This window comes from Ruminococcus sp. N15.MGS-57 (genome assembly GCF_000980385.1).
In the GTDB taxonomy this organism is placed as follows: domain Bacteria; phylum Bacillota; class Clostridia; order Oscillospirales; family Ruminococcaceae; genus Hominimerdicola; species Hominimerdicola aceti.
The window spans coordinates 1-26,331 of sequence record NZ_LARF01000018.1; the positions used below are offsets into that span (position 1 = coordinate 1).

21 protein-coding genes are annotated in these 26,331 nt (G+C 42.7%); 3 read left to right on the forward strand and 18 right to left on the reverse strand.

Annotation, left to right across the window (positions count from 1 at the left end):
* The 6 genes from WS40_RS04975 to WS40_RS05000 form a co-directional block, all read right to left on the reverse strand.
* Window positions 1-1,738 (reverse strand): CRISPR-associated helicase/endonuclease Cas3 (locus tag WS40_RS04975; RefSeq protein ID WP_046440688.1); only part of this gene is annotated, 1,738 nt, incomplete at its 3' end.
* 168 nt (window positions 1,739-1,906) lie between these two features.
* Window positions 1,907-4,384: a sensor histidine kinase gene (locus WS40_RS11435; RefSeq protein WP_325208428.1), complete on the reverse strand. Its 2,478-nt coding sequence runs from the start codon at window positions 4,382-4,384 to the stop codon at window positions 1,907-1,909.
* Window positions 4,359-5,066, reverse strand: a complete 708-nt coding sequence (locus WS40_RS04985) for a response regulator transcription factor (RefSeq protein ID WP_117876516.1) — start codon at window positions 5,064-5,066, stop codon at window positions 4,359-4,361. Before WS40_RS04985 ends, WS40_RS11435 begins: the two co-directional genes overlap by 26 nt.
* A 177-nt stretch (window positions 5,067-5,243) precedes the next feature.
* The gene (locus WS40_RS04990; RefSeq protein WP_046440690.1) at window positions 5,244-6,671 is read right to left on the reverse strand and encodes an ABC transporter substrate-binding protein; all 1,428 of its coding nucleotides are present in this window, start codon (window positions 6,669-6,671) and stop codon (window positions 5,244-5,246) included.
* 236 nt (window positions 6,672-6,907) lie between these two features.
* Entirely contained in the window at window positions 6,908-8,368 is a 1,461-nt protein-coding gene (locus WS40_RS04995) for an alanine/glycine:cation symporter family protein (RefSeq protein WP_022286786.1), read from the reverse strand.
* A gap of 87 nt (window positions 8,369-8,455) precedes the next feature.
* Window positions 8,456-9,451, reverse strand: a complete 996-nt coding sequence (locus tag WS40_RS05000) for a LacI family DNA-binding transcriptional regulator (protein ID WP_046440692.1) — start codon at window positions 9,449-9,451, stop codon at window positions 8,456-8,458.
* A 194-nt stretch (window positions 9,452-9,645) separates the two neighbouring features.
* On the opposite strand from WS40_RS05000, the gene WS40_RS05005 reads away from it, so the two are divergent.
* Window positions 9,646-9,945: a hypothetical protein gene (locus WS40_RS05005; protein WP_278945439.1), complete on the forward strand. Its 300-nt coding sequence runs from the start codon at window positions 9,646-9,648 to the stop codon at window positions 9,943-9,945.
* 71 nt (window positions 9,946-10,016) lie between these two features.
* Here WS40_RS05005 and WS40_RS11440 read toward each other — a convergent pair whose 3' ends face one another.
* The 10 genes from WS40_RS11440 to WS40_RS11445 form a co-directional block, all read right to left on the reverse strand.
* Entirely contained in the window at window positions 10,017-11,027 is a 1,011-nt protein-coding gene (locus tag WS40_RS11440; RefSeq protein ID WP_325208429.1) for an N-acetylmuramoyl-L-alanine amidase family protein, read from the reverse strand.
* A gap of 210 nt (window positions 11,028-11,237) precedes the next feature.
* The gene (pyrB, locus tag WS40_RS05015) at window positions 11,238-12,326 is read right to left on the reverse strand and encodes an aspartate carbamoyltransferase (protein WP_242989512.1); all 1,089 of its coding nucleotides are present in this window, start codon (window positions 12,324-12,326) and stop codon (window positions 11,238-11,240) included.
* A 109-nt stretch (window positions 12,327-12,435) separates the two neighbouring features.
* Window positions 12,436-13,533, reverse strand: a complete 1,098-nt coding sequence (locus tag WS40_RS05020; RefSeq protein ID WP_046440697.1) for a DHHW family protein — start codon at window positions 13,531-13,533, stop codon at window positions 12,436-12,438.
* A gap of 20 nt (window positions 13,534-13,553) precedes the next feature.
* Window positions 13,554-14,900: an MBOAT family O-acyltransferase gene (locus WS40_RS05025; RefSeq protein ID WP_325208430.1), complete on the reverse strand. Its 1,347-nt coding sequence runs from the start codon at window positions 14,898-14,900 to the stop codon at window positions 13,554-13,556.
* A 34-nt stretch (window positions 14,901-14,934) separates the two neighbouring features.
* Entirely contained in the window at window positions 14,935-15,558 is a 624-nt protein-coding gene (locus WS40_RS05030; RefSeq protein WP_046440701.1) for a toprim domain-containing protein, read from the reverse strand.
* 3 nt (window positions 15,559-15,561) lie between these two features.
* Window positions 15,562-16,620, reverse strand: a complete 1,059-nt coding sequence (gene holA / locus WS40_RS05035) for a DNA polymerase III subunit delta (protein WP_046440703.1) — start codon at window positions 16,618-16,620, stop codon at window positions 15,562-15,564.
* Window positions 16,589-18,589 carry a ComEC/Rec2 family competence protein gene (locus WS40_RS05040; protein ID WP_046440706.1) on the reverse strand — a complete coding sequence of 667 codons (2,001 nt, stop codon included), beginning with the start codon at window positions 18,587-18,589 and terminating at the stop codon, window positions 16,589-16,591. The genes holA and WS40_RS05040 overlap by 32 nt, the downstream gene beginning before the upstream one ends.
* 60 nt (window positions 18,590-18,649) lie before the next feature.
* The gene (locus tag WS40_RS05045; RefSeq protein ID WP_022286776.1) at window positions 18,650-18,991 is read right to left on the reverse strand and encodes a histidine triad nucleotide-binding protein; all 342 of its coding nucleotides are present in this window, start codon (window positions 18,989-18,991) and stop codon (window positions 18,650-18,652) included.
* Window positions 18,992-19,053: 62 nt separating this feature from the next.
* Window positions 19,054-21,711, reverse strand: coding sequence for an alanine--tRNA ligase (gene alaS, locus WS40_RS05050; RefSeq protein ID WP_046440708.1), 2,658 nt, complete (start codon window positions 21,709-21,711; stop codon window positions 19,054-19,056).
* A 53-nt stretch (window positions 21,712-21,764) separates the two neighbouring features.
* A complete protein-coding gene (locus tag WS40_RS11445; protein ID WP_147338633.1) occupies window positions 21,765-22,037 on the reverse strand; it encodes a hypothetical protein in 273 nt (90 codons plus the stop codon).
* 26 nt (window positions 22,038-22,063) lie between these two features.
* Here WS40_RS11445 and WS40_RS05055 point away from each other — a divergent pair, with 26 nt between their 5' ends.
* Both WS40_RS05055 and WS40_RS05060 read left to right on the forward strand, forming a co-directional pair.
* On the forward strand, window positions 22,064-22,915 hold the full coding sequence (locus tag WS40_RS05055; RefSeq protein ID WP_325208431.1) for a putative RNA methyltransferase: 852 nt from the start codon (window positions 22,064-22,066) through the stop codon (window positions 22,913-22,915).
* Between the two features lie 3 nt (window positions 22,916-22,918).
* Window positions 22,919-23,887, forward strand: a complete 969-nt coding sequence (locus WS40_RS05060) for a glycoside hydrolase family 113 (protein ID WP_325208432.1) — start codon at window positions 22,919-22,921, stop codon at window positions 23,885-23,887.
* Between the two features lie 187 nt (window positions 23,888-24,074).
* Here the strand turns inward: WS40_RS05060 and WS40_RS05065 are convergent, their stop codons facing one another.
* Together WS40_RS05065 and WS40_RS05070 are read right to left on the reverse strand one after the other, a co-directional pair.
* Complete coding sequence (locus WS40_RS05065; RefSeq protein WP_325208433.1) at window positions 24,075-24,521, reverse strand: putative ABC transporter permease; 447 nt, start codon at window positions 24,519-24,521, stop codon at window positions 24,075-24,077.
* A gap of 151 nt (window positions 24,522-24,672) precedes the next feature.
* Window positions 24,673-25,917, reverse strand: a complete 1,245-nt coding sequence (locus WS40_RS05070) for an adenosylhomocysteinase (protein WP_046440710.1) — start codon at window positions 25,915-25,917, stop codon at window positions 24,673-24,675.
* Window positions 25,918-26,331: the final 414 nt, after the last annotated feature.

Here is a 26,331-nt window from a genome sequence, read left to right on the forward strand (position 1 = left end):
CAGGGAGCACGAACTCAGCATGATACAAAAGCACTTTTGCATTATCCTGCAAAAGCTCGGCGAACATCTGAGCACGTCTTACGGTATTTACTATAACACCTACACAGCCGCCATTCTCTGTTACATTTTTCACAAGCTGCACAACATCGTCACTAACGCAGGTCTTGACTGACACAGTTTTGTGCACTCCGTCATAGCTGAGTCGCTGCTGACAGATATCTTTGCCGTCTGTCCATGTGAGCAGAGGATAGCCCTGCTCTTTTTCAAATTTATCATCAGACTTTTTTATTCCAAGATAAGCACGGATAAGCGACATTCGTCTTGCTGAGGGCAGCGTTGCCGACAGCAGGATAACAGGGGTGTTGTAGCTTCCAAGCCATTGCAAAGCCATTTCAAGATACTCGCTCATGTAGGCGTCATAGGCATGGACCTCATCGATGACAACGACCTTTTCTGACAATCCAAGGTGAAGGAGCATAACGTGTTTTCGTTTCAATGCAAGCATGAGCATTTGGTCTACTGTCGCCGTCACAAAATCTGCAAGACACGCTTTTTTGCTGTCACAAAACCAGTTGTGGATAATTAATCCGCTGTCGCTTTCCTCCTGCGGTATGCCCCTTTGTATGTTCTGAAACAGCGAATTGAGTGCTGCGCTTCCGTGGTTGAGCTGAACAGAATGATAAAGTTCTGTAGATTGCTTTTCAGCCCAACTGAGTATTCTTGGGAAAATGCCGTTTGCAGTTGCCTGAGTTGGAAGTCCAAAAAACACGCCGTTTTTGCCGCACTTTGATGCCAATATCTCGCTTGCCGCAAGTGATGTTTCTGTTTTGCCACAGCCCATTGGCGCTTCAAATATGTATATTCCCGGATTTTCCGAATTCTCAACTATTTTAAGGACCTCTGACTGCACCGAACGTGGTTCAAAACCAAAAGTTTCTTTAAAGTCCTCATTAGATATTACCGATCTCTCAGGATTCCACATCTGCGGAAAATCAAGCTTTGCCCAAGCGCGTTCAGCCCTCAGCTTGTCGTCAGGTTTGAGGTCCTCCACTGACAAAAGTGGAAAAAGCTCAGTGTTGCTTGTAAGCCAATCCGCCATTATTAACAGACCACTCAAAAGCATTTGCGACGAACGGTCTATATCCGGCAACTCACTAACATCTAAAAAGCCTGCATAATCAAGTGCCATATCAGATATCGTCTGCCAAATATCCTGCAAAACTTCAACATTTTCTTTGTCATCTCCGTAATAATTTTCATAGAAAGCTATATCCTTTTGTGGCCATGACAAATCCTGTACGCTCTCAGCAGGTACACCATGATGAGAGCCAACAACAGTGCTTACACATTTAGGGCAACCCAACAAATTAAGAATCTCCTCACCTGCAAATGCATGAGGAGTTTGTTTGGCTTTTTCTTTATCATAAGAAACATCAAAATTGATTCCTGACGCTTCAAGTGAAGACTTTCTCTCAGGAAGTTTATCACCTATTTTATATTGAAATACCACTATTGCTTTGCCGATATCGTGAACTGCTGCTAGAAAAATAGCCAACTTTTTGAACTCATTCTCCTCTAATCCGCAAGCCTTTGCAAATGACGGCGACAGAAATTCATCACACAGACAGCTCATGATATCTGCCGTATCCTGCAAATGCTGCAAAAGCGGCAGCCATTCAGACGAATTTTTGCCTGTTTTCGCCATTAGCGAATACAGTATCTGTTCTGTAAAGTTCATTATGTCACTTCCCGTCCGCTAAGATCACCTTACTTCTATATTATAACATATTAGTATATAACTTTCAACAAATTGTCAAAAAAATATTGGTATATTTTAATTTTTTATCTACATTTTCCGACATTAAAAATAGCGGTGCAACTCAAAGCACCGCTATTATTATTTACGCTATTCCGTTTTGTCATCGGTTTTTTCTACCGTATCCTCCTGAATTATCGGCATTTCGACTATCGCCTTGAACATATCTCCGTCTATTTCGATATTGAAGATACCACCGCAGGCTTCCGTGAAGCTCTTTGATATGGATAATCCCAAACCGCTTCCGCCGTCTGTTCGCGACTTATCCCCTCGCACGAATCTTTCAAGTATCTCTTCCTCTGTGAAGTTTATCGGCGTTGCCGAAATGTTCTTCTCGGCAAATACTATTCTGTCCGCTTTTTTGTACACATCAAGGAATATCCTTGTGCCGTCCATAGAGTAATTCAGAGCGTTGTCAACAATGTTTTGGAACACTCTGTAAAGCTTGTCGCCGTCGCCCATTACCATTGCGCTGTCGGCATTTATGTTTATCTTTACTATCTTGCCACTGTCAGCTATCTTGTCCTCTGCGTCTGCGATGCACTGATTTAACAGCATCACAAAATCAAGCTTTGTTAGGTTTACATCAACGCCGCTTGTGGCTTTTGCTATGCTGAAAACGTCAGACACAATGCCTTTGAGCTTCTGCGCCTTTTTATCAAGTATCTTCACATAGCTCGAAGCTTCATCGTCAAGATCCATTTTCTTAAGCAGGTCGATATAGCTGATAATGGAAGTCAGCGGTGTTTTCAGGTCGTGTGAAACGTTTGTCACAAGCTCTATTTTCAAACGCTCAGACTGTATCTGCTGCTCCACCGACTCTCTCACCTTATCCTGAACTGAGTTAAGTTTTTCAGATTCAGCATACACAGGCGAAGTTTTTCTTATCTTGCCCTCATATGGCTTTTCTTCTCCAAGGCTGTCTATCTGTTTGCTGAGCTTTGAAAGCTGTGAGAAGTCACGAATATCTAACACCATCAGTATCAAAGCCACAACAAGCAAGAACGGCTCAACATCTGCACTGGAATAATAAGCGGATTCCAAAAACAGTATAACGCCTATGGCTATCGTTCTTATGGATAGTTTCACTCCAAGCGGAAGTCCATGAAAATAGTGATACAGTGATGTTTCCTTGTACTTGCGCCATAGGAACTTACATGATCTGCAAATAAGGCTTTCTTTGAATATGCTTCTTGTCTTTATCTTGCCAACAAACTCCATAAGCGAGCCGAAGCCTGCAAAATATGCCAATGCAAACAATGCTACAGCAAGTATATTTCTGAAAACGGAATTAGCCAAAGCATTGTCAAAAATATTTTTTGTGATGCTCACATAATAATTCCAGCAGGCGCCAAATACAAAAGCAAATGTAATAGCCAGTACCATTAGGATAAGGTAAACTTCCGTAGGCACTTTTTTTAGAAAATTGCCTTGCTTCCAGCGTTCAACGCTCTCAGGCTCTGCATTATATGCACAGATCAGGAGTAGATAGCACACAAGCATAAATTCAATAACGCCAAAAACGATCACAAAAAGCTTTGCACGATACATATCATTCAAAGCCTCGGTGTATTCCTTTTCCATTGCCGTAAGCTTTTCAGCTTTCGGTGCAAAGAATACCGTTATACCTGAATCGTCATTGTCTGTCGCTTTGTAATCAGGCAGGTCATAGAGGTTTTCACATTTTGCCCATGTGTTTCCGTAATCGTCCTCATAATAATATATGCCGTTGTCATAGTCATAGTATTCATTGCCGTCATCAGTGTCATAATCGTCACCAATTTCTTCATCTTCAAGCCTGTCGGAATATTTCAGACCGTTTTTCAAATCAAAACCTTTAATAACATTATATCTTGAGTCTACATTATAGAAAGCTATTGGATCATAATTGCCGTAATTGTAAAAATATCTGCCGTAGTTATCATAATAACTTCCTCCTACGGGCACAAGATTGTCGGCATAAAACTCTTCTGTCACATTATCCTGATACTCCGCTGTATTGTAATAGTAGTCAACTATCTGTCCTGATGAAGTTCTGTCGCTCATTACCTCGTTATCACGGCGGAGTATATAGTTTTTGTGCGACGATTTAAAAGCTTTTATCTTATCCGTTTCACTGTCATAATTTTCTATATCTTTTATATTTGACAGATATCTTGTTTCGCCATTTTGAGTAATCCCCACATAGTAATCAAACTGACTATCAATAAGCTGGATACCGCTTTCTGTTTTTTTGTATTTATAGCGGTTGTAATCAAGATAATTCAGATAGTCATTGAGCAGGTGTCTAGACTGAGTGTAATTCCGATCCTCATCAACATATCTGAGATAAGCCGAAGCTGTAACACACAGTTCCTCATACATTTCATTGGAAGCCAGCTTATAGCTTTCTGATTTAAGATAAGATTTACTGCTGCTGTCAGCATGGCTGTTAGCATAAAGCACCAAAGACAAGCAAAAGCCGCCTGCAATAACGCAGGCAAGCACAAATGCTATAATTCTCATCTTTTTAGCTGAGAATATCTTAAACCATTCTGCCTGCTCAAATTTTCTCGATTTTGTAGCCAATTCCCCACACCACCTTCAAGTATTTCGGCTCTCTAGGGTTTATTTCTATTTTCTCTCTGATGTGACGAATATGTACCATTACCGTGTTTTCAACGGCATATGCGTCCTCGTTCCATACCTTTGAATAGATCTCCTCGGCAGAAAATATCCTGCCTGCGTTTTTCATAAGAAGCTCAAGAATTTTAAGCTCCGTGGCGGTGAGCTTGACAGGTTCTCCGTCAACCTTTAAGCTTTTTGCCTTAGTGTCAAGCTCCAGACCGCCTATTTCTATAATATCCGTTTTGTTTGCCGTGTCGATAGCGCCAAGCTGCATATATCTTCTCAGGTTGCTTCTTACCCTTGCCACAAGCTCCATAGGGTTATAAGGCTTTGTTATGTAATCGTCAGCGCCCATTGAAAGCCCAAGCACCTTATCTGTATCCTCAGATTTAGCGGAAAGCACAAGTATAGGGATATTCTCTGTTGCCCTTATTTTCATCATTGTAGAAAGTCCGTCCAGCTTAGGCATCATGACGTCAATGAGTATAAGCTGTATGCTGTTCTCAGTGAGCTTTTCCAAAGCCTCAAGACCGTCATAGGCTTTTATTACCTTATAGCCCTCCATTTCAAGCAGCTTTGCGATAGCTCCCACTATATCTTTATCATCATCTACAACAAGGATTACAGGCTCCTTTATCTCCATATCGGCACGATCCTTTCTTTTACGTTTATTATTATAAGCCACATTCTTTAAAAACAGCTCAACATAATTCTTAATTAAATCTTAATGTACTCTATGATTATATCACATTTTTTCTGACATTACAACAAAAAAAGACGGGCGAAATAAATTCCGTCCGTCTTTATATGGCAAGTTATATTACTTATTCTTTTCCAAATATGCGTGATACTGATCGTTGAGAGTTTTAAGTTCTGAATCAACAGTACCCTTATACTGCTCTTTGAGCTGTGTCCACGTATACTGTGAGCCATTCTCATCTGTCTTCATAACTGAAGTATACAGATAAGGAATAACAGCTTCCTTAGTATCATTTGTTGCAGCGTCATTATCTGACAGAGTTGTGGAGATGCCATAACCAGGGTCAAATATCTTAGTGAACTTGTCTGTAACAAGGTCAACGTAAGCTACGTTATACATATCTTCTGTCCAGTTAGGATTGTTTACAAAGAACTTCTCCTTCTCGATATCCTTATATGTATCCTGAGTATAAACTATCTTTGCACACTCGAGCCAGCACTTCATAGCGTCATTCTTTGTCGAACCCTTTACCCACATATACGCATTCATGTCGATAGTTGTATAAAGCGTATCAGAGTTAGGATCTTTTGGCATTGGAACTACGCCCCAATTGTCGCCGTCCTTTGGTGAATGTGTACCGGTAGAAGCCCATGGACCCATTGCATAGAAGAGGATATTCTTCTTGAATGCGTCGCCTGCCTGTCCTACCCAATCAGGATAGTACATACCATTCTTTGCGATATCATAAAGCATATCAGATGCTCTTACAAAGTCAGCGTCGTTAAGATTTGAAACATACTCGTCCTTATCAGCGTCATATGTGATAAGAGTCTTACCTGTTGACTGGAAGATAAATGGTGCGAACCAACCGTTTACGCCATATCTTTCCTCGTCAGCAGCAGCGCCCTCAACATATTCTGACATCATATCATACCATGCGTTCCAATCCCACTCGCCGTTCTGATAAAGCTCATATGGATCATCAAGACCAGCAGCGTCTATCATAGACTTATCATATGTGATAACAGAACCTGGCAGGAAGTTGATAGGTGCAACAAAGTGTTTGCCGTTGAGAGTGAACTGCTCTGCAACGTCCTTAACATCGCTCCACATAGCACTATCGAAATCAACGATATCATCAACAGGCTGGAACATTTCCTTGATACAGTTTGCAGGGAATGTCATAGACTGCTCATACCAGAACATATCCGGTGGATTGTTAGACATAAGTCTCGCAGCGAGCTTATCATACTTGTTCATTGATGATGTCTGAGAATACTTGATCTTACCGCCCTTTTCCTCAAAAAGAGTAAGGTCGGTTCTCTTTTCCGGCTCTTTCTTAGTTGGGTTTATGTCAAAATAAGAAAGCCACTCCAACTCCTTTTCCGAACCATCAGGGATAGTAGCAATATCGTCGGTGCTTGCTACCTTTACCTTATCAACATAAGAACTGCTTGAATCGCCGCCTGATGAGCTACCGCATGAAGCTACGCTCACTGCTGACAAGAGAGCCATTGCACCGGCAATAACACGCTTGGAATTTTTCATTATATATAACCTCCGTAACAGATCGTTTTCATTAGAAAACGTATCCTTGATTCTTACAAAGCTATTATATCACTGAATGTAATCGTTGTCAACAAAGTTACAACTACTGTTACATTCTTTTAAATACTTTTGGTGATTTCAACAAATAATCATTCATTTTTTTGGTGATTAAGCCTACAGCATAAAAAAAACGGAAACAACATTCAGCCGTTTCCGCTTCATATAAAATACGATATCTACGCTCTTACCAGCTTATTGATTCGTTTTGCTCTGGAATACTTCGCCACATAACGCCTTGTATCCTTACTGATAACACCGCTGAGAGCAAGCAACGCTATAAGGTTTGGCAGTGCCATAAGTCCATTGAAGATATCAGCGATCGTCCAAACGGCAGAAACCGTCATATATGGTCCGATAAATACAGCGAGGATATAGAGATATCTGTAGACCATGACCACCTTCATGTTGCTGTTAAAAAGATATTCCATACACCTTTCACCGTAATAGTTCCAGCCAAGGATAGTTGTGAAAGCAAAGAACACAAGACAGACCATAAGAATAAATGCAGGTATCATTGACGGCAGGAACGAGAAGCCGTTCTGGAAAGCGTGATTTGTGACCTCAACGCCCTCAAAAGGCTTGCCTGTTACTGGGTTGATAGCCTCGTAGCTTCCCATCATTACAATAGCAAGACCTGTCATAGTACATACAATGATAGTGTCGATAAATGTGCCACACATAGAAACAAGACCTTGTCTTACCGGCTCTTTTGTCTGAGCTGCTGCGGCTGCGATAGGTGCCGAACCAAGACCTGACTCATTTGAGAAAATTCCTCTGGCAACACCCTTTTGTATAGCAATGAACATTGTAGGAAGAGATCCGCCTGCGACAGCCTTGAAGCTGAATGCCTGTTCAAAAATAAGGGCAACAGCGTGAGGGAGTCTTTGAATGTTTATAACAATAAGTGAAAGACAAGCAACTATATAAACGACCGCCATAAAAGGCACAACTACCTGAGAAACACTTGAGATCCTCTTTATTCCTCCGATAATAACAAGTGCGGCAAAAATAGTTATCAAAAGTCCAGAGATTATAACAGCCCATGTATAGTCAGCGCCAAAAATATTCACTGTATGTTCCTTTTTTGGATCAAAGAAAGCCTGAACTGCCGATGAGATACCATTCACCTGAGAGAAAGTACCGATACCAAAAAGACCAACGCAAGCGCCAAAGAACGCAAATACCTTTGCAAGCCACTTCCACTTCTTACCCATGCCGTATTCTATGTAATAGAATGGTCCGCCGCAAACGTGTCCGTCAGCGTCCATACGTCGGTATTTGATAGCAAGAAAACCCTCGGAAAATTTTGTTGCCATACCAAGGAGAGCAGCTATCCACATCCAGAGGAGCGCTCCAGGTCCGCCTGAAAGCACACCAATGGCTGTTGCAACACCGACGATATTTCCCGTACCTATGGTTGCGGAAAGTGCGGTACAAAGTGCTGCAAAGCTCGATATCTCGCCTTTGCCACCATTTTCGTTCTGAAACATAAATTTCAGTGCCTTTGGCAGGTGGAATATCTGAAGAAGCCTTAGCCTAAAGGTGAGGAATATTCCCACAGCCATAATGAGTACGATAAGCGGTATGCCCCAGACATAGCCATCTATCGTTTCAAGTATTTTTGTAAATTTCTCCATGCCCTAAAAAATCCTTTCTTACAGAAAATAGGCAGTTTTTACGGAAAAACTGCCTTATTTCTCCCCTATCTATTTTTACGAAAGTAATTAGTCGCCTGTGGACTCTCTTAGAATTATCCTGTGGTCAACAGTATAATAATGATTATCCTTAGTAGTCTTATTCATGTTCTCAATAAGCTTTGCCACAACAAGCTCGCCCATTTTTGAGCAAGGCTGTTCAACCGTTGAAAGTGTAGGGATTATCCACTCACACATGGATATATTGTCAAATCCCATTATGGCGACATCTTTGCCCACATCAATGCCCATATCTATTGCCTTGTGCATTGCAGAGATAGCAAGCAAGTCTGACACAGCGAAAATCGCCGTAGGCTTCTCAGCAAGTGCATTGAAATATTCAAACGCTCTGCCTCCGCAGTCATAGTCATAGGACTCTTTATAGATATATTCATTCTTTATCTCTATGCCATATTCTTTTAATGCTCTTATATAGCCGTTCTCTCTTGCAGTGGAGGAGATAGCCGAAGAGTTCGTTCCGATAAAGCCTATCCTTTTATGACCCTTTTTGATAAGAGCAGCGACAGCGTCAAACGCAGCCTGTTCATCGTCAACAGCGACAGTAAGCACATTTGCGCCCTTCACGCCCTCACAGCACAGAGCAACGTTATAATTCTCTGCGAGCTTATTAAGTGAATCTGCGTCATACTGAGTGCCAAGAAGGATAACACCGTCAACAGTTCTATTAAAAAGCATATTCATCTGCCTTGTTTCAGCGGTCGAGGTTGAATAGGAAACTGCAGTTATGATATCGTAACCAACTTGTCCTGCATAATCCTGCATACCCATGACTATCTTTGAATAAAGGGAATGTTCAGAGGTCGGCATAATTACAAGAATAACATTCGTTTCGCACTTTCTAAGATTTCTTCCCAGAAAATTCGGAGAATAGTTGAGCCTTGCAATAGTTTCATTGACTTTTTTTGTTGACTCATCTGATACGTTACAGCTTCCGTTGAGAACCCTTGACACTGTCGCCACTGAAACACCGGCTTCCTTGGCAACATCTTTTATTGTAATGCTCATAGATCTTATCCTTTCTGCGACAGCATACCGCTGAAATAGTCATACCATTATCAATTATAACATATTTTGAACAATTCTCCAATATACATTCCTAACAAAATTGTAAACGTTTTTTAGGTTAATTTAATTAAGAAGCAGACTAAATGCTTGAAAAAGGAACAGTGATATGCTATAATATCATAAACGAATGATTTTTGAAAGGAAAATACGCAATGCTCCATGGTTATTTTGATATACCCACATTTCACTATTTTGAAGAAAAAAACACCTGGTCTGGCAGCAATTACACCAATTTCAGCTACCGCATAGACCCTATTCTCGGCGATGAAAAAGAGCTTTATGTCAGAGTATGGTACGGCACAAAGTGCGTCACGGAGGTAACAGACTTTGTGGCAGAATATCACGAAGAATACTCTGAAAATGGTCTTGAAAACGTTCTGGCAGACCTGACGAAAGAATTTGAGAAATTCAAACTCATCAGAAAAGAGCTTTAACAACAAAAAAGGCGAACACGGTTTCTCTGCATTAGCAGAAACGAACTGTGTTCGCTTTTATTTTTTTGTTATCAATACCACTCGTTTTCCTGAGTATTATAAACGTCAGCAGAAGAATCCGTCTCCATCGGCGTTGTCATAGCGTCAGCCGCAGATGAAGAATCCTTATTGTTCACAGGCTTCTCAGGTGAGATAAGCTGCTCAGACATAAGTCTTTTGCCACTTTCATCAACAAGACCAACATCAATAGCTGTCTGAACTATACCATCAGCAATAGCTTGTCCATACTCGGTAAGATGTTCGTCAAAAAGCTTATTGTCGATATCCTCGGTTATAAATCCAAGCTCCACAAGACAGCTTGGCATAACAGTGTCGGCATTTATGTAGTAGTTTACACCGGAATTGCCAACGTAGCCATACTGTACTCCTCTATTTTCAGATATACCTACCTTTTCAAGACCATCAAGTATATTCTGTGCAAGCTTTGTGTCATATTCAGGCTCAGAATTGTTCACCCAGACCTCAACGCCCGAAACATCACCGTCATAGCTGTTCCGGTGAAGTGAAACATACATATCAGCCTTGGCGTTATTTGCCTTTGCACATCTTTCGTCAAGCTCAAGGAAAGAGTCATCATCTCTTATCATCACCACATTGACGCCATATTTTTCAAGATATTTCTGCACCTCAAGTGCGACCTTTAAGTTATCGTCTTTTTCATATCTTTTTCCTGAGGCATCAGTTGTGCCGCCGTCATAATCACCGTGACCTGCGTCCACACACACTGTAAAGTCCATATTAGAATACTTCGCAGGCTCGTCTTTTTTATCCTCAGCAGAAGAAGCGTCCTCCTTCACAGCGACAGAAGATGTATTATTCAATACCTTGTTTGTTTTTTGCGTATCGTCTCCTTTGATCTTTGATACTACCAAGGCTGTCAGCTTTACCAGACCAGTCACAATGCCGATAAGTATTATCAAAGCAATAATAATTCTGTTCCAGTATATTTTTTTCTTTTTCACCCTTCTGACAGGCTTTCGTCCGTAGATCTGTTCAAACTCCTCATCTGAAAGTGTATTCATTAGATCAAAGCTCCTGTAAAAAATTTATCCATTTTAATTATACCACACGCTCAACGTTATTTCAAGACTGTTTGTTACCATATTGTAAGAATTTCGTTACTTTTAACGATTTTGCAGATCACAAGGCTATTAATATACGCTATCTGCACAATAAAAAAGGGCAAGCAAAGACTGACACACAGCCTTTGTTTACCCCATTAAACTCTTATTTTATTCCACCAATGTTCTCTCGTCACAATATTCGCAAACAAGCGTTGTGCCGTCGCCTTTGAACCAATGTGGCAGATACTTTTCGTGGTGAGTGATACAGTTAGGATTTGAACAATCAATGTGCTTATGCACTCTGCCCTTCATAAGCGGCTGCGAAGCACCATCGCCGTTTATGACTGTAAGTATGAGTGCCATTCTGATATACATACCATATTTTGCCTGCTTGAAATACATTGCTCTCGGGTCGTCGTCCACCTCGATAGCTATCTCATTGACTCTTGGCAGAGGGTGAAGCACGATAAGGTCAGGCTTTCCCATTGAAAGCTTTCTTGTATCGAGTATGTAATTTCCGCTCTGAGTCTGATACTCCTCCTCAGAAGCAAAACGCTCTTTCTGTATTCTTGTCATATATAGCACGTCAAGCTCACCGATAACCTCTTCAAGGTCGGTAACTTCTTTGTACTCCATGCCTGCCGCTTCAAGGATATCCTTTACATACACAGGCAAAGCAAGCTCAGAAGTTGAAACTAATATAAACTTATTGTTTGGAAAACATACCATTGCTTTAATAAGGGAATGGACTGTTCTGCCGTTTTTAAGGTCGCCGCAGAAGCCTATGGTCAGGTTATCAAGTCTGCCCTTTTCTTCTCTAAGTGTAAGCAGGTCTGTAAGTGTCTGTGTTGGGTGGAGGTGTCCACCGTCGCCTGCGTTGATAACAGGGCAATCAGCAGTGAGTGCCGCAGCCTTTACCGATCCAGCGGTAGGGTGACGCATTACCATGATATCAGCATAGCCGGAAACTATCTTTGTAGTATCCTTGATATTCTCTCCCTTTGCAACGGAAGAAGTGGCAGGATTGTCAAAGCCAATTATCGTTCCCCCAAGACGTAGCATAGCGGTCTGGAAAGACATCTGCGTTCTTGTTGACGGCTCATAGAAAAGAGTACCCATTATCTTGCCCTTACAAGCCTCGCTGTAGGCGGCAGGATCCTGAACTATCTTATGACCGAGGTCAAGAAGTTTCAGCCACCAAGATACGGGATAGTCATTAAGATCAATAAGATCAAGTCTGTTTTTTTGCTCACTCACATCAAACACCCTCTCAAATATTCAGACATACATTATGCCGCACATTCCTTGTACGGCATTTTCTTTATTATATCACATCTGTTCCATTTTTTCAAGTACATAGCCCATATTATTTGAGCAGGTCAAAATTTGTTTCATCTGCAAACTGGTCGCAGTCATACATAAATAATATCTGGTCATATGCACTCGTATCTGCCACGTCAGAAAGGGTCTTGCCCTCCTCTTTGAGCTTGTCAGGGTCTACCAAGGTTATCTCGCTGTAGTGTGGGGTAAGAAACGGCACAAGGGTATTGGCATAGCTTCCTTTGATGATAAGAAGCTTTGGTGCGTCCTCTGCAGTTGTCTTGACCGTTGCCTTAGTAAAGTTGTCACCTTGCAGGAAGATAGCCGTTTTATCTGCTGTTTTCAGTGCAGATCTAAAATAAACAGATTTTGAGGTAAGCACCTGATCTTCTCTGTAAAGCTCCACAGAATCCACAGTAGTCTTATACTTTGAACGGAAGATGTTCACTCTGTCTGTGCCTATGCTGTTATAGCAAAGTTCACTGTAAAGTCCCCCATAATAAGAATTTGAGGTATATTCTTGATCGTAATTGGACAGAACGACCGGCTCAAAACCCAGCTCTTTTATGCCGTCCGCATAGGCAAAATATGCCCCGAAGGAAGTCCACTTTCTATCTGTACGATAGTAAACGTAATTATTTCTTGCAGAATACATAGGAAAAAACGTATCTATGGTGTCTATCCTGCTGTCCAGGTCATAATAGATATTATCTATCATTTCACGCTGGTCTGTGTTTGAAGTATAAGCAGGCAGCTTAGCAGAATAGATACCTGCGGCAGTCGGAGCTAACATAACATATACAGGTGTATCTGTGTTTTCTGAAAAATCATTTATCTGCGAGATATTTTTATCAAGCCTGTCCTTATCAAAATCTGTGATCTCTACAAGACGATCTTTAAGGATATAGATATTATCAAAATTTTTCTTACCAGTCATTACAAACATGTTCGTTCTGAGCGACTTCCAATTTGAGCTTAGAGGAAAATTATTGCTAACATAGGTCTGAACGTTATGTCTTATATCTGAACTGTCTGCCTTTTCAATTTCAGATCCATGTCTGCCCACCACGAGAGTATATGCCGCAAACATTATGACTATTACAAAAAATGCGCTTACTGCGATATAATCAGCAGCCTTTTTCATTAATGTTCACTCCTCCCATTTTATCTCACGAACAAATTCATAGACGAATTACCTCCGCCCACAAGAAACGCTGTACTGATAAGCAGAAATCCTATAGTGAGCATTGGCTCGATTATGTAAACTATATTAGTATTGAGCTGCATTATCCTGCGTTTGAGATATCTGCCGATACCTGTTGCAAAAAAGCCGCAGATAAGATACATCACAACTCCTGTTTTTATCACATACGATGCAAGTACATCTCCTGCAAAGCTTCCCCCGCCGAGCATTGCAGCAACATATCCGCAGGCTGAAGGCAGGCTGTCTATCGCAAGAAACGGCAAACCTATAAGAAACAGAACATTCATCACCGCACATCTTACCCCTGTCGGCACAGCCGCAAGAATATTTTTCAAGAGATATTCTATGCCAAGCATAACACAAATAAACGCTGCCCACAGCATTGTGTGTCTGCCGTAGCCATACCAAACCGAGCCTGCAAGCACAGACAGTATCAATGCCCAAAGGCAAACGCTGTCTTTATTTCTACATATAGGTCTGTAGAAATAATCTCTCACCCAACTATAAAAGGTGCAGGCAAATCGTTTTATAAGCTCATTGAAGCCTGCTGACATAAACGGCAGATCAAAGTTATCAGGAAGTTCAAAGCCGAGCATTGAACCAATACCCTGTGCAATATGCGAATAAGCTCTAAGCTCATAGTAGAACGCAAAGGAGAAAGCTATTATCCCAAGCCATGCACAAGCTGCGGAGAGCGAGTCTGCACTTACTCCCCTTATATGCTGCCACATCTCGTACATAGGATCCGACAGAAAAAGCTTCTCCGCAAAGCCTATAAGCATAAGCTTTATGCCTTCTGCAAGCTTTCCAGAGGTTATGACAGGTTTTCTAAGCTGTGCGCTCATATCCGAAAATCTGAGTATCGGTCCACAGCTAAAGCATGGGAAAAAGCATATATATTGAGATACCAAAAGAAAATTCTTCTCAGGCTCTATTTCTTTCCTATAAATATCCATGCAGTAGGAGATGCCATGGAGAGTGAAAATGCCCGCTCCCCACACCGGGAAAAGCTTTAGCATTGCGCCTTTGCCTGTGAATATAGACGTCACGTCATAGCTGCTGTGACCGCTTCTTATGAATACAAGAAGCACTGCCATATTTGCTACCACCGATAATATGAGCCATAGCCTTTTAATTCTTTTTTTGTCTGCAAAGCGGTGGATAAGCCTGCCGCAAAAGTATGATACAACAGCACACACCGCCATTGGTATTATCCCCCATGTGGACACCCACAGACACAGCACAACTGTTCCAAGCAGGAACACGGCTTTTCTGAAACGCACCCCTGACAAAGCGTATACTCCCATAAAAACAGGAAGAAAGAAATATAAAAATTCAAGACTAACCAACGCTATTCTCCTTGTCTTTATTGTTTTCTGAGGTCAAATTCTCTATGAGTGCTTGCAAGCTGTCTTTATCGAGCATTGTGTTCACCACTTCAAGCAGTGCGTTTGCAGTGAGCTTTTGGGGCAACGACAGCTTTTCGCACACAAGCTGTCTGAGCCTGCTGCTGTCGGGTCTGCCGCTTAGACCTAGCTCATAAAAGTCAAGCTTGGTCATGAGTTCTCTTTCTGCGACCTTTTCGCCTATAATGCCTGCTTTTTCAAAGGCTTCCCTGATAATATCCGCAGGAACGCCCTCGACCCCTAACAAGCCCTCTTTTGACGGCTCTGTCTTGCGCTTTTCTTTGCCGAATATCTCAGGAACATACACGTTCACGATATCGCCTTTGGGGACGATACCCTTTATATGCCCTCTTATGCGAAAGCCTGCTGTGTCAGAGTCTGTAAGAATTGCTATTCCGCCATGCTGAGCATAGTATCTTATAAGCGCTGCCTTGTCAGGGTCTTTATAGATACGAAAGCCGTTAGTGACGATTATAACACCGTCAACTATGGACGAAAGCTTTATCTTATCATATTTTCCCTCAACGATTATTGCCCTTGATATTTTAAGTTTTTCCATTTACTAACACCTTAACGCCATTGACCTTGCAAGCCCCTGCTCGAGGGTGAGCATATCTCCGTCTTTTCCCCGTGACCTTGTTTTGAGCATAAGGTCGGTTTCAGAAAGTATCTCAAGCGTTTTTCTTATACGCTCCGCCGAGATATTTCCGCACTCGGAATAGGCGTTTTTTACTGCAAACTCTCTGTTTTTCCCATAGGAAAAATCTTTAGCCACGTCTGCAACGCTCCTGCCAGAGGAACGTGCAAGCTTCGCCCTATAGATATCCGCAAGGGAAAAGCCGATTATTCCTATTATAGCATATGGTTCATAATTCTGCACATCGAGTTCACGCAAACGTGTAAAGACCATTGCCGCATTGCCTCTGAGGATATTTATTGCAAGAGAATATCCGTCCGACTCGATACGCCTGATACAAAGCAAGTCGATATCCTCTCTTGTTACCTCCCTGCCCTCTGCATAAGCCGAAAGCTTTTCAAGCTCCTTGCTGATAAATGCAGTGTCGCACAAACAGAGGTTTGCAAGATACTCTGCGTTGCTTTTTGTTATGGTACAGCCGCTTTTTGCAAGATAGGTGGATATAGACTTTCCAAGGTCGGAAGCCCTTTTGTATTCAAAGTTGCAGACAGTGCCATGCTTTTCGCAGAAATCTGCAAAGCGCTTGTTTTTGTCTGTAAGATACTTTTTGTTCTTGAAAAGGTCAACTCCTGTGGCATAGATTATCACTGTGGTGGTTTCGCCAAGAGAGCCCAGGATCTTTTTCAGGTCGTCCAAATCGTCCTTAGTCACTGCGTCTATATTAAGGTCGTTTATAGTCACCACCACACGTTCAGCCATAAAAGGCAGAGCTTCGCAAGCGTCTGTAAGCATTGGAAAATCAAGATTTTTGCCGTCAAGCTTATGAAAGTTCATGACCTGAGCGTCAGCAGGGCAAAGCTTGTTCACAAGCCTTTTTGTAAAGCTTTCAAGTGCCGCTGTATCATGTCCGTAAAAATAATAAAGGCTGTCGATATCATTCTCTCTTATCGTTTTACCAAGAGCCGAAGCCGTAAGCAAAGCCATAGTCCGTCCTCCTTATCTGCGAATTTTTCATATCTATCATCAATGGGTATTCTTCATCTGTTGTGTCAAGGTTTCTGCCGTTTATGGTGACAGAACCTTTTTCTATAGTGACCACACAGCCCTCGGTGGTAATTTTATAGCCGTCCTCCAGTGCTTCTATCTTAACACCGTTCCAATCAAGCTGTGCGCCTGTCATGAACGGCAGTTCGCTGTCATTATCAGGCTCGCCATTTATATAAAATCTGTCAGGTTGTATAGTCATCTGCTCGTTATATTTCGTTATAGTGTAATACTGTTCGCTTTCTATAAATGCGCCTTTTAGCTCTTTTATGCCGTAAAGCTCCAAAAAGCTTTCCATACCGCTGTTGAGCTTGCCCTTACTGCCCATATCGAAAACCATACCTTTTGTTTTATCATACAGCACAGCCTGCACTGCATTTCCTTTTGGCATTACAACTATCTTTACCGAGCCTCCAAAAGCAAGAGAAAAATTATACACCGCTGTCCAACATACAAGCATTAAAGCAGTGCAAAAAGCCCCAAGCTTTACTGACTTTCTCAGAAACATGACCGCCACAGGTACAAGGCAGGTAACGAGCATTACAATACCAAGTGGTCTTACTCCACGAGGAAGATAGGCAAAGCTGAATTTTGAAAACAGCTCAGCAAGAAACAGAACAACTTTCAGAAGATACTTTACCACCGTCAGCACAGGATAGGCTATTATTGCCGCACCGCCTGTTACCGCAGTTATTACCGTCAGACCCAGAGCAAGGGTACAGACAGGCACCAGCAGGATATTTGATAGTGGTGCAACAAGAGATATTTCGCTGAAAAACATTAGCTGAACAGGCATTGTGCAAAGAAGTATCGTCACCGCTGTGACTATTTCACGCTCAATGTTGCCAAGAATATCCCTGCGCTTTACCATCGTCACCGCTTTCGGGCATACAACGCTTATAACAAACGCAGCTGTGAATGACAGCAAAAACGAACTGTCTGCCGCCGCATAGGGTGAAAGAGTGAGTATTACAACAGCGCAAAGGCAGAGAGTATTTGCTGGGTCTGGTCTGCGGTAAAGGAGCGGTGCGGCAGTGACCAAGGTCAGCATAACAGCCGCCCTCACAACGGATACTGAAAATCCTGCAAAGACCGCAAACGCCCATATGGCCACAGTTTGGACAGCAAATATCACACGCTTATCCTTGCTTAGTTTCTGCATGAGCCAGCCTATCATGGCACTTATTATGACCACATGAGTTCCCGACACGGAAAATATATGACCTATGCCACTACGATAGACCGTGAGCTTCGTTTGCTTTGAAAGCTCAGTTTTATCTCCGCAGAGCATTGCAGCGGCAAAACCGCCCTCATCTCCGCCTATGATATCGTTTATCAACATGAACATCTTGTCACGATAGTGCATTATACTGCGTAAAATGGTGTTTCCGCCGCCTGTGACTTCTATGCTTTCAGCGGTCGAACCTTGGAGAAAAACGCCTTTAGGCCGGTCATACTGCTCTGATTTGAAATTGATGCTGTCTTTTATCTTGCTGACCTTTACTGTCGCCACGATATTGTCATAGTAATCATATTCAATGTCATCTGCATAAAAGGTCAGCCTGCCTTTTACTCCCCCAACGGTACCATTGACACTTAGTCGACAAGTGTCAGAGCCTATATAGCTTATGTCGGTTATCTCGCCTTTAACTGTGACGGTCTTTCCGTCTAAAGCTGTCAGTTTATCATAGGAAATGTGAGTATAAGCGGTATTGACTCCCACCGCTATCAGGAACGAAACAAAGCAGAGAGCTATATGCTTTCGGCATCTCTTAAAAAGCGCAAAGGCTGTAATGGCTACACATGCTGACGCAAGTGCAAAAACTGCATTGTTCCTTCCCCAGCCAATGGTACAGAGAAAAAGTCCTGCAAAATACGAAAAGCCGATATAACAGCTTTTTCTCACCACTGCCGCCGTCCCCCTTAAAACTAAGGGCGGATAAGAAATTTACCCGCCCGTTTTATTTCTTTAACCGGCTGGCCAAGCAAGTGGTCTGCCTGCAAGAAGATGAAAATGAATGTGGAAAACACTCTGTCCTGCCTGCTCGCCGCAGTTGGAAACAACTCTGAAACCGTCCTTAAGGTCGAGGTCTTTGGCAAGCTTTGCGATAACTTCATAGATATGTGCGATAACTGCACTGTTCTCAGGGGTTATTTCGTCAAGCTTTGAAATATGCTGCTTAGGGATAACAAGATAATGAATCGGAGCTGTAGGAGCAATGTCCTCAAAAACGTATGTCAGCTCGTCCTCGTATATTTTCTTTGAAGGTATTTCCCCGGAAATAATTTTACAAAAAAGACAATCTTCCATTTATCTCTCCGCCTTTCATAAAGGGGTAGGCTGCACAGCATTTTGCACAGCCTTTGCCCATATTATTTTACAAATTCGCCAACTATTTCGTTTACCTTGTCAAGTGCCTCGTCGATCTTGAATCTGTCGCCTATACCAGCCATAGCAGAGTCAGGACGTCCGCCGCCCTTGCCGCCTGTGAGTGCGGCTACCTTGCCTGCTATCTTGCCTGCGTGTGCACCCTTTGCAACAGCATTCTTGCCGCAAACTACAACAAGGTTTGCCTTTTCACCGTCAACGCCTGCAACAACTGCAACTGCGTCAGCTTCTCTTGCTTTAAGCTCGTCGCCCATTTTTCTGAGCATATCAGGTCTTGTGTTGGTGAGCATTGCAGTAACTACCTTAACGCCGTTGACCTCATACGGATTATCGAACAGCGACTTTGTTTTGAGATTTGTTATCTCTGCCTGCAAAGCGTCTCTTTCCTTTTCAAGGTCCTTGACTTCCTGCATGATAGTGTGGCATCTCTTTACGATGTCCAGTGGATTTGCAAGCTTAAGGCTTTCAGCCGCCTGCTGGATAGTTGCGGCTCTTTCCTCAACAAGCTCCAGAACGCCTCTGCCTGTTACGGCTTCGATACGTCTTACGCCTGAAGCTACAGAGCTTTCGGAGATTATCTTGAACAGACCTATTCTTGAAGTATTGTCAAGATGTGTACCGCCACAGAACTCGATAGAAGCTGTTTCGTCACCGTCACCCATTGTTACTACCCTTACAGTTTCGCCGTATTTCTCACCGAACAGAGCCATAGCGCCAAGCTTCTGAGCTTCTGCGATAGGCATTTCTTCCATTTTTATATCAAGAGCCTCAAGGATATACTTGTTTACAAGTGCTTCGACCTTGAGCTTCTCCTCTGCTGTCATTGCGTTGAAGTGAGAGAAGTCAAATCTCAGTCTGTGGGCGTCAACGAGCTGACCTGCCTGATGAACGTGTTCACCGAGAACTTTTCTCAGTGCAGCCTGAAGCAGATGTGCGCAGCTATGGTTTCTCATAACAGCATAACGTGTCTTTCTGTCAACAGTGAAGTGAGCCTTCTGACCTACAGCTATCTCGCCCTCTTCAACAACTGCCTTATGAGCGAACTTGCCTGCAACGACCTTCTGTGTGTCAACGACTCTGCACTTACCGCTTTCTGTAACGATAGTACCGATATCGCCCACCTGTCCGCCGCTCTCTGCATAGAATGGCGTCTGTGAAGATACAATATATACTTCATCGCCAGCCTTTGCGTTTTCGATAAGCTCATCATCAGTTGTGATGAATGATATCTCGCTGTCGCCCTCGAGCTTGTCATAGCCGATGAACTCTGTGTGGAAATCCTTGTCTATTTTATGGAAAACAGTTTCGTCTACACCCATATACTTTGTTGCAGCATGAGCGTTCTTGGCTGTTTCTCTCTGCTTTGCATAGCACTCAGCAAAGCCCTCCTCATCACAGGTCATGCCCTTTTCTTCAAGGATCTCTCTTGTAAGGTCGATAGGGAAACCGTATGTGTCGGAAAGCTTAAAGCAACTCTCACCGTCAAGCTCCGTCTTGCCGTCTTTCTGCATCTGTGCGATAAGATCGTCAAGTATCTTCATACCTCTGTCGATAGTGGCATTAAAGTTCTGCTCCTCAGTTGTGAGCACCTTTACGATATAGTCATACTTTTCTTCAAGCTCGTTATACTCACACTTGTTGCAGTCAACAACAGTTTTTACAAGGTCTTTGAGGAAAAGTCCGTTTATGCCGAGAAGCTTTCCGTGACGAACTGCTCTTCTGAGCAAACGTCTCATAACGTATCCTCTGCCCTCATTTGACGGCAGAATTCCGTCTGACGCCATGAATGTTACAGAACGGATATGGTCTGTGATAACTCTGATAGAAACGTCCTTTTTGTACTCCTTGCCGTACTCACAGCCTGCTATCTTACAAACATGATCTCTGATAGCCTTTACTGTATCAACGTCAAAGATAGAGTCAACGTCCTGCATGATAGAAGCAAGCCTTTCAAGACCCATACCTGTGTCGATATTTTTCTGCTTAAGTGGAGTATAAGTGCCGTCCTCATGTCTTTCAAACTGTGTGAACACAAGGTTCCAGAACTCCATGTATCTGTCGCAGTCGCAGCCGACCTTACAATCAGGCTTGCCACAGCCATATTTCTCTCCTCTGTCGAAATAGATCTCTGAACATGGACCGCAAGGGCCGTCTGTTCCTGCCTCCCAGAAGTTGTCTTCCTTGCCCATTCTTACGATATGATCCATTGGAACGCCGGCGTCCTCATGCCATATCTTCTCAGCCTCGTCATCGTCCTCATAAACAGAAATATAAAGTCTGTCCTTTGGCAGTTTGAGTACCTGTGTAACATACTCCCAAGCCCATGCAATGGCTTCTTTCTTGAAGTAATCACCGAATGAGAAGTTACCAAGCATTTCAAAATATGTGCCATGTCTTGCCGTCTTACCAACGTTTTCAATATCGCCTGTTCTGATACACTTCTGACAAGTTGTCATTCTTGTTCTAGGAGGTGTTTCCTGACCTGTGAAGTAAGGCTTCAGAGGCGCCATACCTGCAACGATAAGCAGCAGGCTGTTATCGTTCTGAGGTACTAGAGGGTAGCTCTTGTGTCTTAAGCAGCCCTTGCTCTCAAAAAATTTTAGATAAGATTCACGCAGTTCGTTAAGTCCTGTCCATTCCATAAATTCAGATCCTTCCAAATGAAATTATTCGCAAAATAAAAAACGGCTCGTCCCTAAACATGGGACGAAACCGACAGTTCCGTGTTACCACCCAAATTGCCGAACTCATCGCCCGACCACTCGAAGCCCTTTAACGCAGAGCATACGTTGCTGTTTTCAGCACCGCTCAGGTTAGCCACCGAACTTGCCGCAAAGGCTTTCACCCACCGCCTTTTCTCTTTACCGACACTGTTTCGGATAATTCCGTCACCGCATTTTGCATATATTGATATTATAAAGCATAACCCGACGATTGTCAAGCACTTTTTTATTAATAAAATATCCATTGCTAAAAGCAGAGGGAAATGCTATAATGTTCAGGGTGATTTATATGTATGTTTGTCCGATATGCAAAAAACGGCTCAGAAAGCTTGACAACGTATGGCACTGTCAGAACGGTCACAGCTTTGATATTGCGAGAAAAGGATATGTAAATCTGCTTACCACAAAGGGCAGAAATCCTAAAAATGCAGGCGACAATGCGGAAATGGTAAAGGCGAGAACGGATTTCCTCGACCGTGACTATTATCTGCCGCTTGCGAAGAAAACAGCTGAGGTAATGGGCGGTCTGCTTGAAAATGTGAAACAGCCTTATATTATCGACAGTGGCTGCGGTGAGGGCTTTTACACTGTGAACTATGCCAAGGCACTGCCAAAGGCGAAGTTTTACGGCATTGACATATCAAAGGCGGCAGTTGCCCACTGCATGACGAGGATACATTGCGAAAATATCACAAATTGCGAATTTGCAGTGGCATCGTCATTTCAGCTTCCGTTTATAGACAAATTTGCAGACCTTATCGTATGCACATTTGCACCTGTTTCAAATGACGAATACGCAAGGGTGCTGAAAAACGGCGGAAAGCTTGTAGTAGTTTCTCCGTCCCCAAGACATCTGTTTGAGCTTAAAGAAGTGCTTTATGAGAAGCCTTACGAAAACAAGCCCAATGTATATGGACTTAATAAATTTGACGAGTCAGAGGAGATCATTTTTGAATATCCTGTGGTGCTTGAAAGTCAGGAGGATATTTTTAATCTTTTTACAATGACTCCGTATTACTACAAAACATCTGCCGTGGCAGTGGAGAAGCTTAAAAAGGTGAACAGGCTTGAACTTACCTGTGGCTTTTCTATCAGGACATTTACAAAAAAGAGAGGTTTTTGATACATGAATAAAGATATTTTCTGCAAAGGATATACTTGGGGATTTTTCTCCAAGAGAGGTGATTTTCAGACGGAAGCGGCAGAAAAGTCAATGGAAAGGCTTGCTTCAAACGGCTTGAACTGGATATGTATCCCTGTAAACGCATTGCAGGAGAGCTTTGCAAGCACAAGAGTTTTCAGTGATTATGAGAGAACACAATCTGACGAAGACATTGCCTTCGCTATAAAAAAAGCAAAGTCACTGGGACTTAAAGTCTGCCTTAAGCCTATGGTGGATTGCCTTGACCGCTCATGGCGTGCAAGGATAGACTTTCCGCCTGAGAACCCTGAATATTGGGACAAGTGGTTCAAGTCATACACAGCTTTCATGCTCCACTATGCAAAGCTTGCAGAAAAGCTCGGCTGTGAAATGCTCTGCACAGGCTGTGAAATGGCAGGAATGGACAAGCAGTCCGACAGATGCAGAAAGCTTATCGCACAGGTGAGAGAGGTCTACAGCGGTATCGTTATGCACAACATCAATCACGGCGACGAACAGCGTTTCGATTGGCTCAGCGACGTGGATATCATTGGCATCTCAGGCTACTACCCTGTTACAGACGGTGTGAGCAGAAGCAAGGAGCATATGCTCAGTCGCTGGAGCGAAGTTGTCGGCTCCCTTGAAAAGGCTCACAAGCATTTCAACAAGCCTATAATGTTCGCTGAGATAGGCGTGCGAAACGAAGAGGGCTGCACGCAGTACCCTTGGGATTTCCATGACAGGCTCGACAAACCACTTGACGAGCAGGAACAGGCAGATTTCTACGACACTGCAATGGAAGCAACTTGGGATCTGGATTGGTTCTGCGGTTACTTTTGGTGGGATTGGAAAGCTATCCTGCCGCCAATAGAGGAAGACAAGAAAAACCGTGACTTCACAGTTTATGGCAAGCTTGGCGAAGAAGTGCTGAAAAAGTGGTACACAAAAGATTGATATGTACAAAAATACGGACTGCTTATCATATAGATAGACAGTCCATTTGTTTTTATATGCGTTGGTGAATGACGGGCGAATGTAAGCGTGTCGCCGTCCCCTATATTTACAATTTTTGCGTAGGGGCGAACTGAGGTCGCCAGTTAATTATATTTTTACATACTGAGCAGTACAAATAATTGCACTCTTATCCAACCGCCGCAGGTATTTTTTCTTTTCCTCGTTTAACAATGACAGGGTATTCCTTGAAAATATGTCTGCGTATAAAATTATCCGCAAGCACACCAATATAGGACAACCCAAACCACACAAAAGCAAATGGCAGGCATATCTGTCCGTCAAAATTCAGCGGCACTTCCTCATAGCTCCATATGCCCATGCCGAGATAGCGGTTGAGATACTCCCCTGCAAGAAATTCTATGGCAGTGATAAATGCTGCCGACACTGCAAGCACAGACAGCAGGCTCACTCCTCGCCTGCGCTCGCCATTCATGATATGGATAACCAGCATTGAAATTCCCCCAAGCACCCCCATTGTGATATGAGAATATCCCCTGTTAAGTATTTCCATGAAACCATAGCATATTGCACCCACCGAAAAAAGCGTAAGTATCTTATACATCTTTGCCGCCACATTCTCACCGCCCTGTTTTTTATCGCCCTAATATTAAAATGTACAGAAATCAGTGATTTAAAACCTTGAAGACAAAATAAATTTATGGCAATTTCAAGATACAAAAAACGGACAACCCAAGCTGTCCGTTATATTGTACTAATATGATATTTTATACCTGCCAGCTGTTAAGATATTTCTCCTGCTCAGATGTAAGCTTATCTATCTCAAGCTCCCAGAATTTAAGCTTTCTGTTTGCAACTTCCTTGTCTATCTCATCAGGAACATAAACTATCTTGTCTGTAAGCTTGTCTTTGTTTTTAACAAGATAAGCCGCAGAAAGGGCTTGGATAGCAAAGGACATATCCATTATCTCGGCAGGGTGACCGTCGCCTGCGGCAAGGTTTACAAGTCTGCCCTCGCCGATAACATACAACCAATTACCGTTCGGAAGCTTATAACCGTCAATATTGTTTCTTGCAAGCTTGCTTTCAACAGACAGCTTTTTAAGTCCAGCCACGTCTACCTCGCAATCAAAGTGACCTGCGTTACAGAGTATAGCACCATCTTTCATGTTCATGAAAGCTTTCTCAGTAATAACATCCTTACAGCCTGTTACAGTAACAAAGAAGTCGCCCACCTTAGCGGCGTCAACCATTTTCATTACCTTAAAGCCGTCCATAACAGCCTCCATAGCCTTTATTGGGTCGACTTCGCAGACGATAACGCTTGCACCAAGACCCTTTGCTCTCATTGCAACACCCTTGCCGCACCAGCCGTAGCCTGCAACAACAACGTTCTTGCCTGCAACGATAAGGTTAGTTGTTCTGTTTATTCCGTCCCATACAGACTGACCTGTGCCGTATCTGTTATCAAAAAGATACTTGCACTTTGCATTGTTTACAAGCATCATAGGGAATTTGAGCTGACCGTCCTTGTTCATTGCAATAAGACGGATAATGCCCGTAGTAGTTTCCTCACAACCACCGATAACGTTCGGTATCAGCTCAGGGTATTCATTGTGGATAAGGTTTACAAGGTCGCCGCCGTCATCTATAATAATGTTTGGACCTACCTTAACTACCTCGGATATATGTCTGTGATACTCCTCGTCAGTTGCACCATGCCATGCAAAAACGTTCAAGCCGTCATGCACAAGACCTGCCGCAACATCGTCCTGAGTAGACAGCGGATTGCTTCCTGTGATGTACATTTCAGCACCGCCTGCTGCAAGGACTTTGCAAAGATAAGCGGTCTTAGCTTCAAGGTGGATAGAAAGTGCAACTTTCAGCCCCTTAAAAGGCTGATCTCTCTTGAAATCTTCCTCGACGCTTCTGAGCAATGACATATTCTGTCTTACCCATTCTATCTTTCTTTTACCGCTTTCCCACAAGCTTTCATCTCTTATTTCGCTCATTTTATCAATTCCTTTCGGTTTATTATTCGATCCATATAATAATTATACCCTATTTCTCCCCATTTGGCAAGAGGTCAAAAGCAATTCATTATACTTCGCAAATTTACAGCACGTTCATAAAATTAAATTAAACAATTTCTTGACAAAAAAACAAGGTAAGCGTATAATAATATTATGTGTGCGAATAGTAAAAACGTGCATAAATCATGATTTTTAAGGAGTGTGTACAAATGGACGACGCCAGTCAGAATACGATCGCCCCTCGATTGCAGAGCGGCTCGCCCGTTTGTGGCAGCCTTTTTGTGATCTAAATATCAATTTTAATTGAATAGGACGATCTGTGTTTTGGTAGATCCTTATATTTGTACAGAGTTGGTATAAGTACGATTATTTGTACTGTTGTGCTTATTACCG

Bases quoted from the DNA above. Each gene is read 5' to 3' on its own strand.
- WS40_RS11445 (WP_147338633.1), bottom strand. From the start codon at position 22,037: ATGGATATTTTATTAATAAAAAAGTGCTTGACAATCGTCGGGTTATGC.
- WS40_RS05070 (WP_046440710.1), bottom strand. From the start codon at position 25,917: ATGAGCGAAATAAGAGATGAAAGCTTGTGGGAAAGCGGTAAAAGAAAG.
- WS40_RS04990 (WP_046440690.1), bottom strand. From the start codon at position 6,671: ATGAAAAATTCCAAGCGTGTTATTGCCGGTGCAATGGCTCTCTTGTCA.
- WS40_RS05055 (WP_325208431.1), top strand. From the start codon at position 22,064: ATGTTCAGGGTGATTTATATGTATGTTTGTCCGATATGCAAAAAACGG.
- alaS (WP_046440708.1), bottom strand. From the start codon at position 21,711: ATGGAATGGACAGGACTTAACGAACTGCGTGAATCTTATCTAAAATTT.
- WS40_RS05000 (WP_046440692.1), bottom strand. From the start codon at position 9,451: ATGAGCATTACAATAAAAGATGTTGCCAAGGAAGCCGGTGTTTCAGTG.
- WS40_RS05030 (WP_046440701.1), bottom strand. From the start codon at position 15,558: ATGGAAAAACTTAAAATATCAAGGGCAATAATCGTTGAGGGAAAATAT.
- holA (WP_046440703.1), bottom strand. From the start codon at position 16,620: ATGGCTTTGCTTACGGCTTCGGCTCTTGGTAAAACGATAAGAGAGAAT.
- WS40_RS11440 (WP_325208429.1), bottom strand. From the start codon at position 11,027: ATGAATACACTTTCAGATGAGGAGTTTGAACAGATCTACGGACGAAAG.
- WS40_RS05020 (WP_046440697.1), bottom strand. From the start codon at position 13,533: ATGAAAAAGGCTGCTGATTATATCGCAGTAAGCGCATTTTTTGTAATA.
- WS40_RS04995 (WP_022286786.1), bottom strand. From the start codon at position 8,368: ATGGAGAAATTTACAAAAATACTTGAAACGATAGATGGCTATGTCTGG.
- WS40_RS05025 (WP_325208430.1), bottom strand. From the start codon at position 14,900: ATGGGAGTATACGCTTTGTCAGGGGTGCGTTTCAGAAAAGCCGTGTTC.
- WS40_RS05060 (WP_325208432.1), top strand. From the start codon at position 22,919: ATGAATAAAGATATTTTCTGCAAAGGATATACTTGGGGATTTTTCTCC.
- WS40_RS04985 (WP_117876516.1), bottom strand. From the start codon at position 5,066: ATGGAGATAAAGGAGCCTGTAATCCTTGTTGTAGATGATGATAAAGAT.
- WS40_RS05045 (WP_022286776.1), bottom strand. From the start codon at position 18,991: ATGGAAGATTGTCTTTTTTGTAAAATTATTTCCGGGGAAATACCTTCA.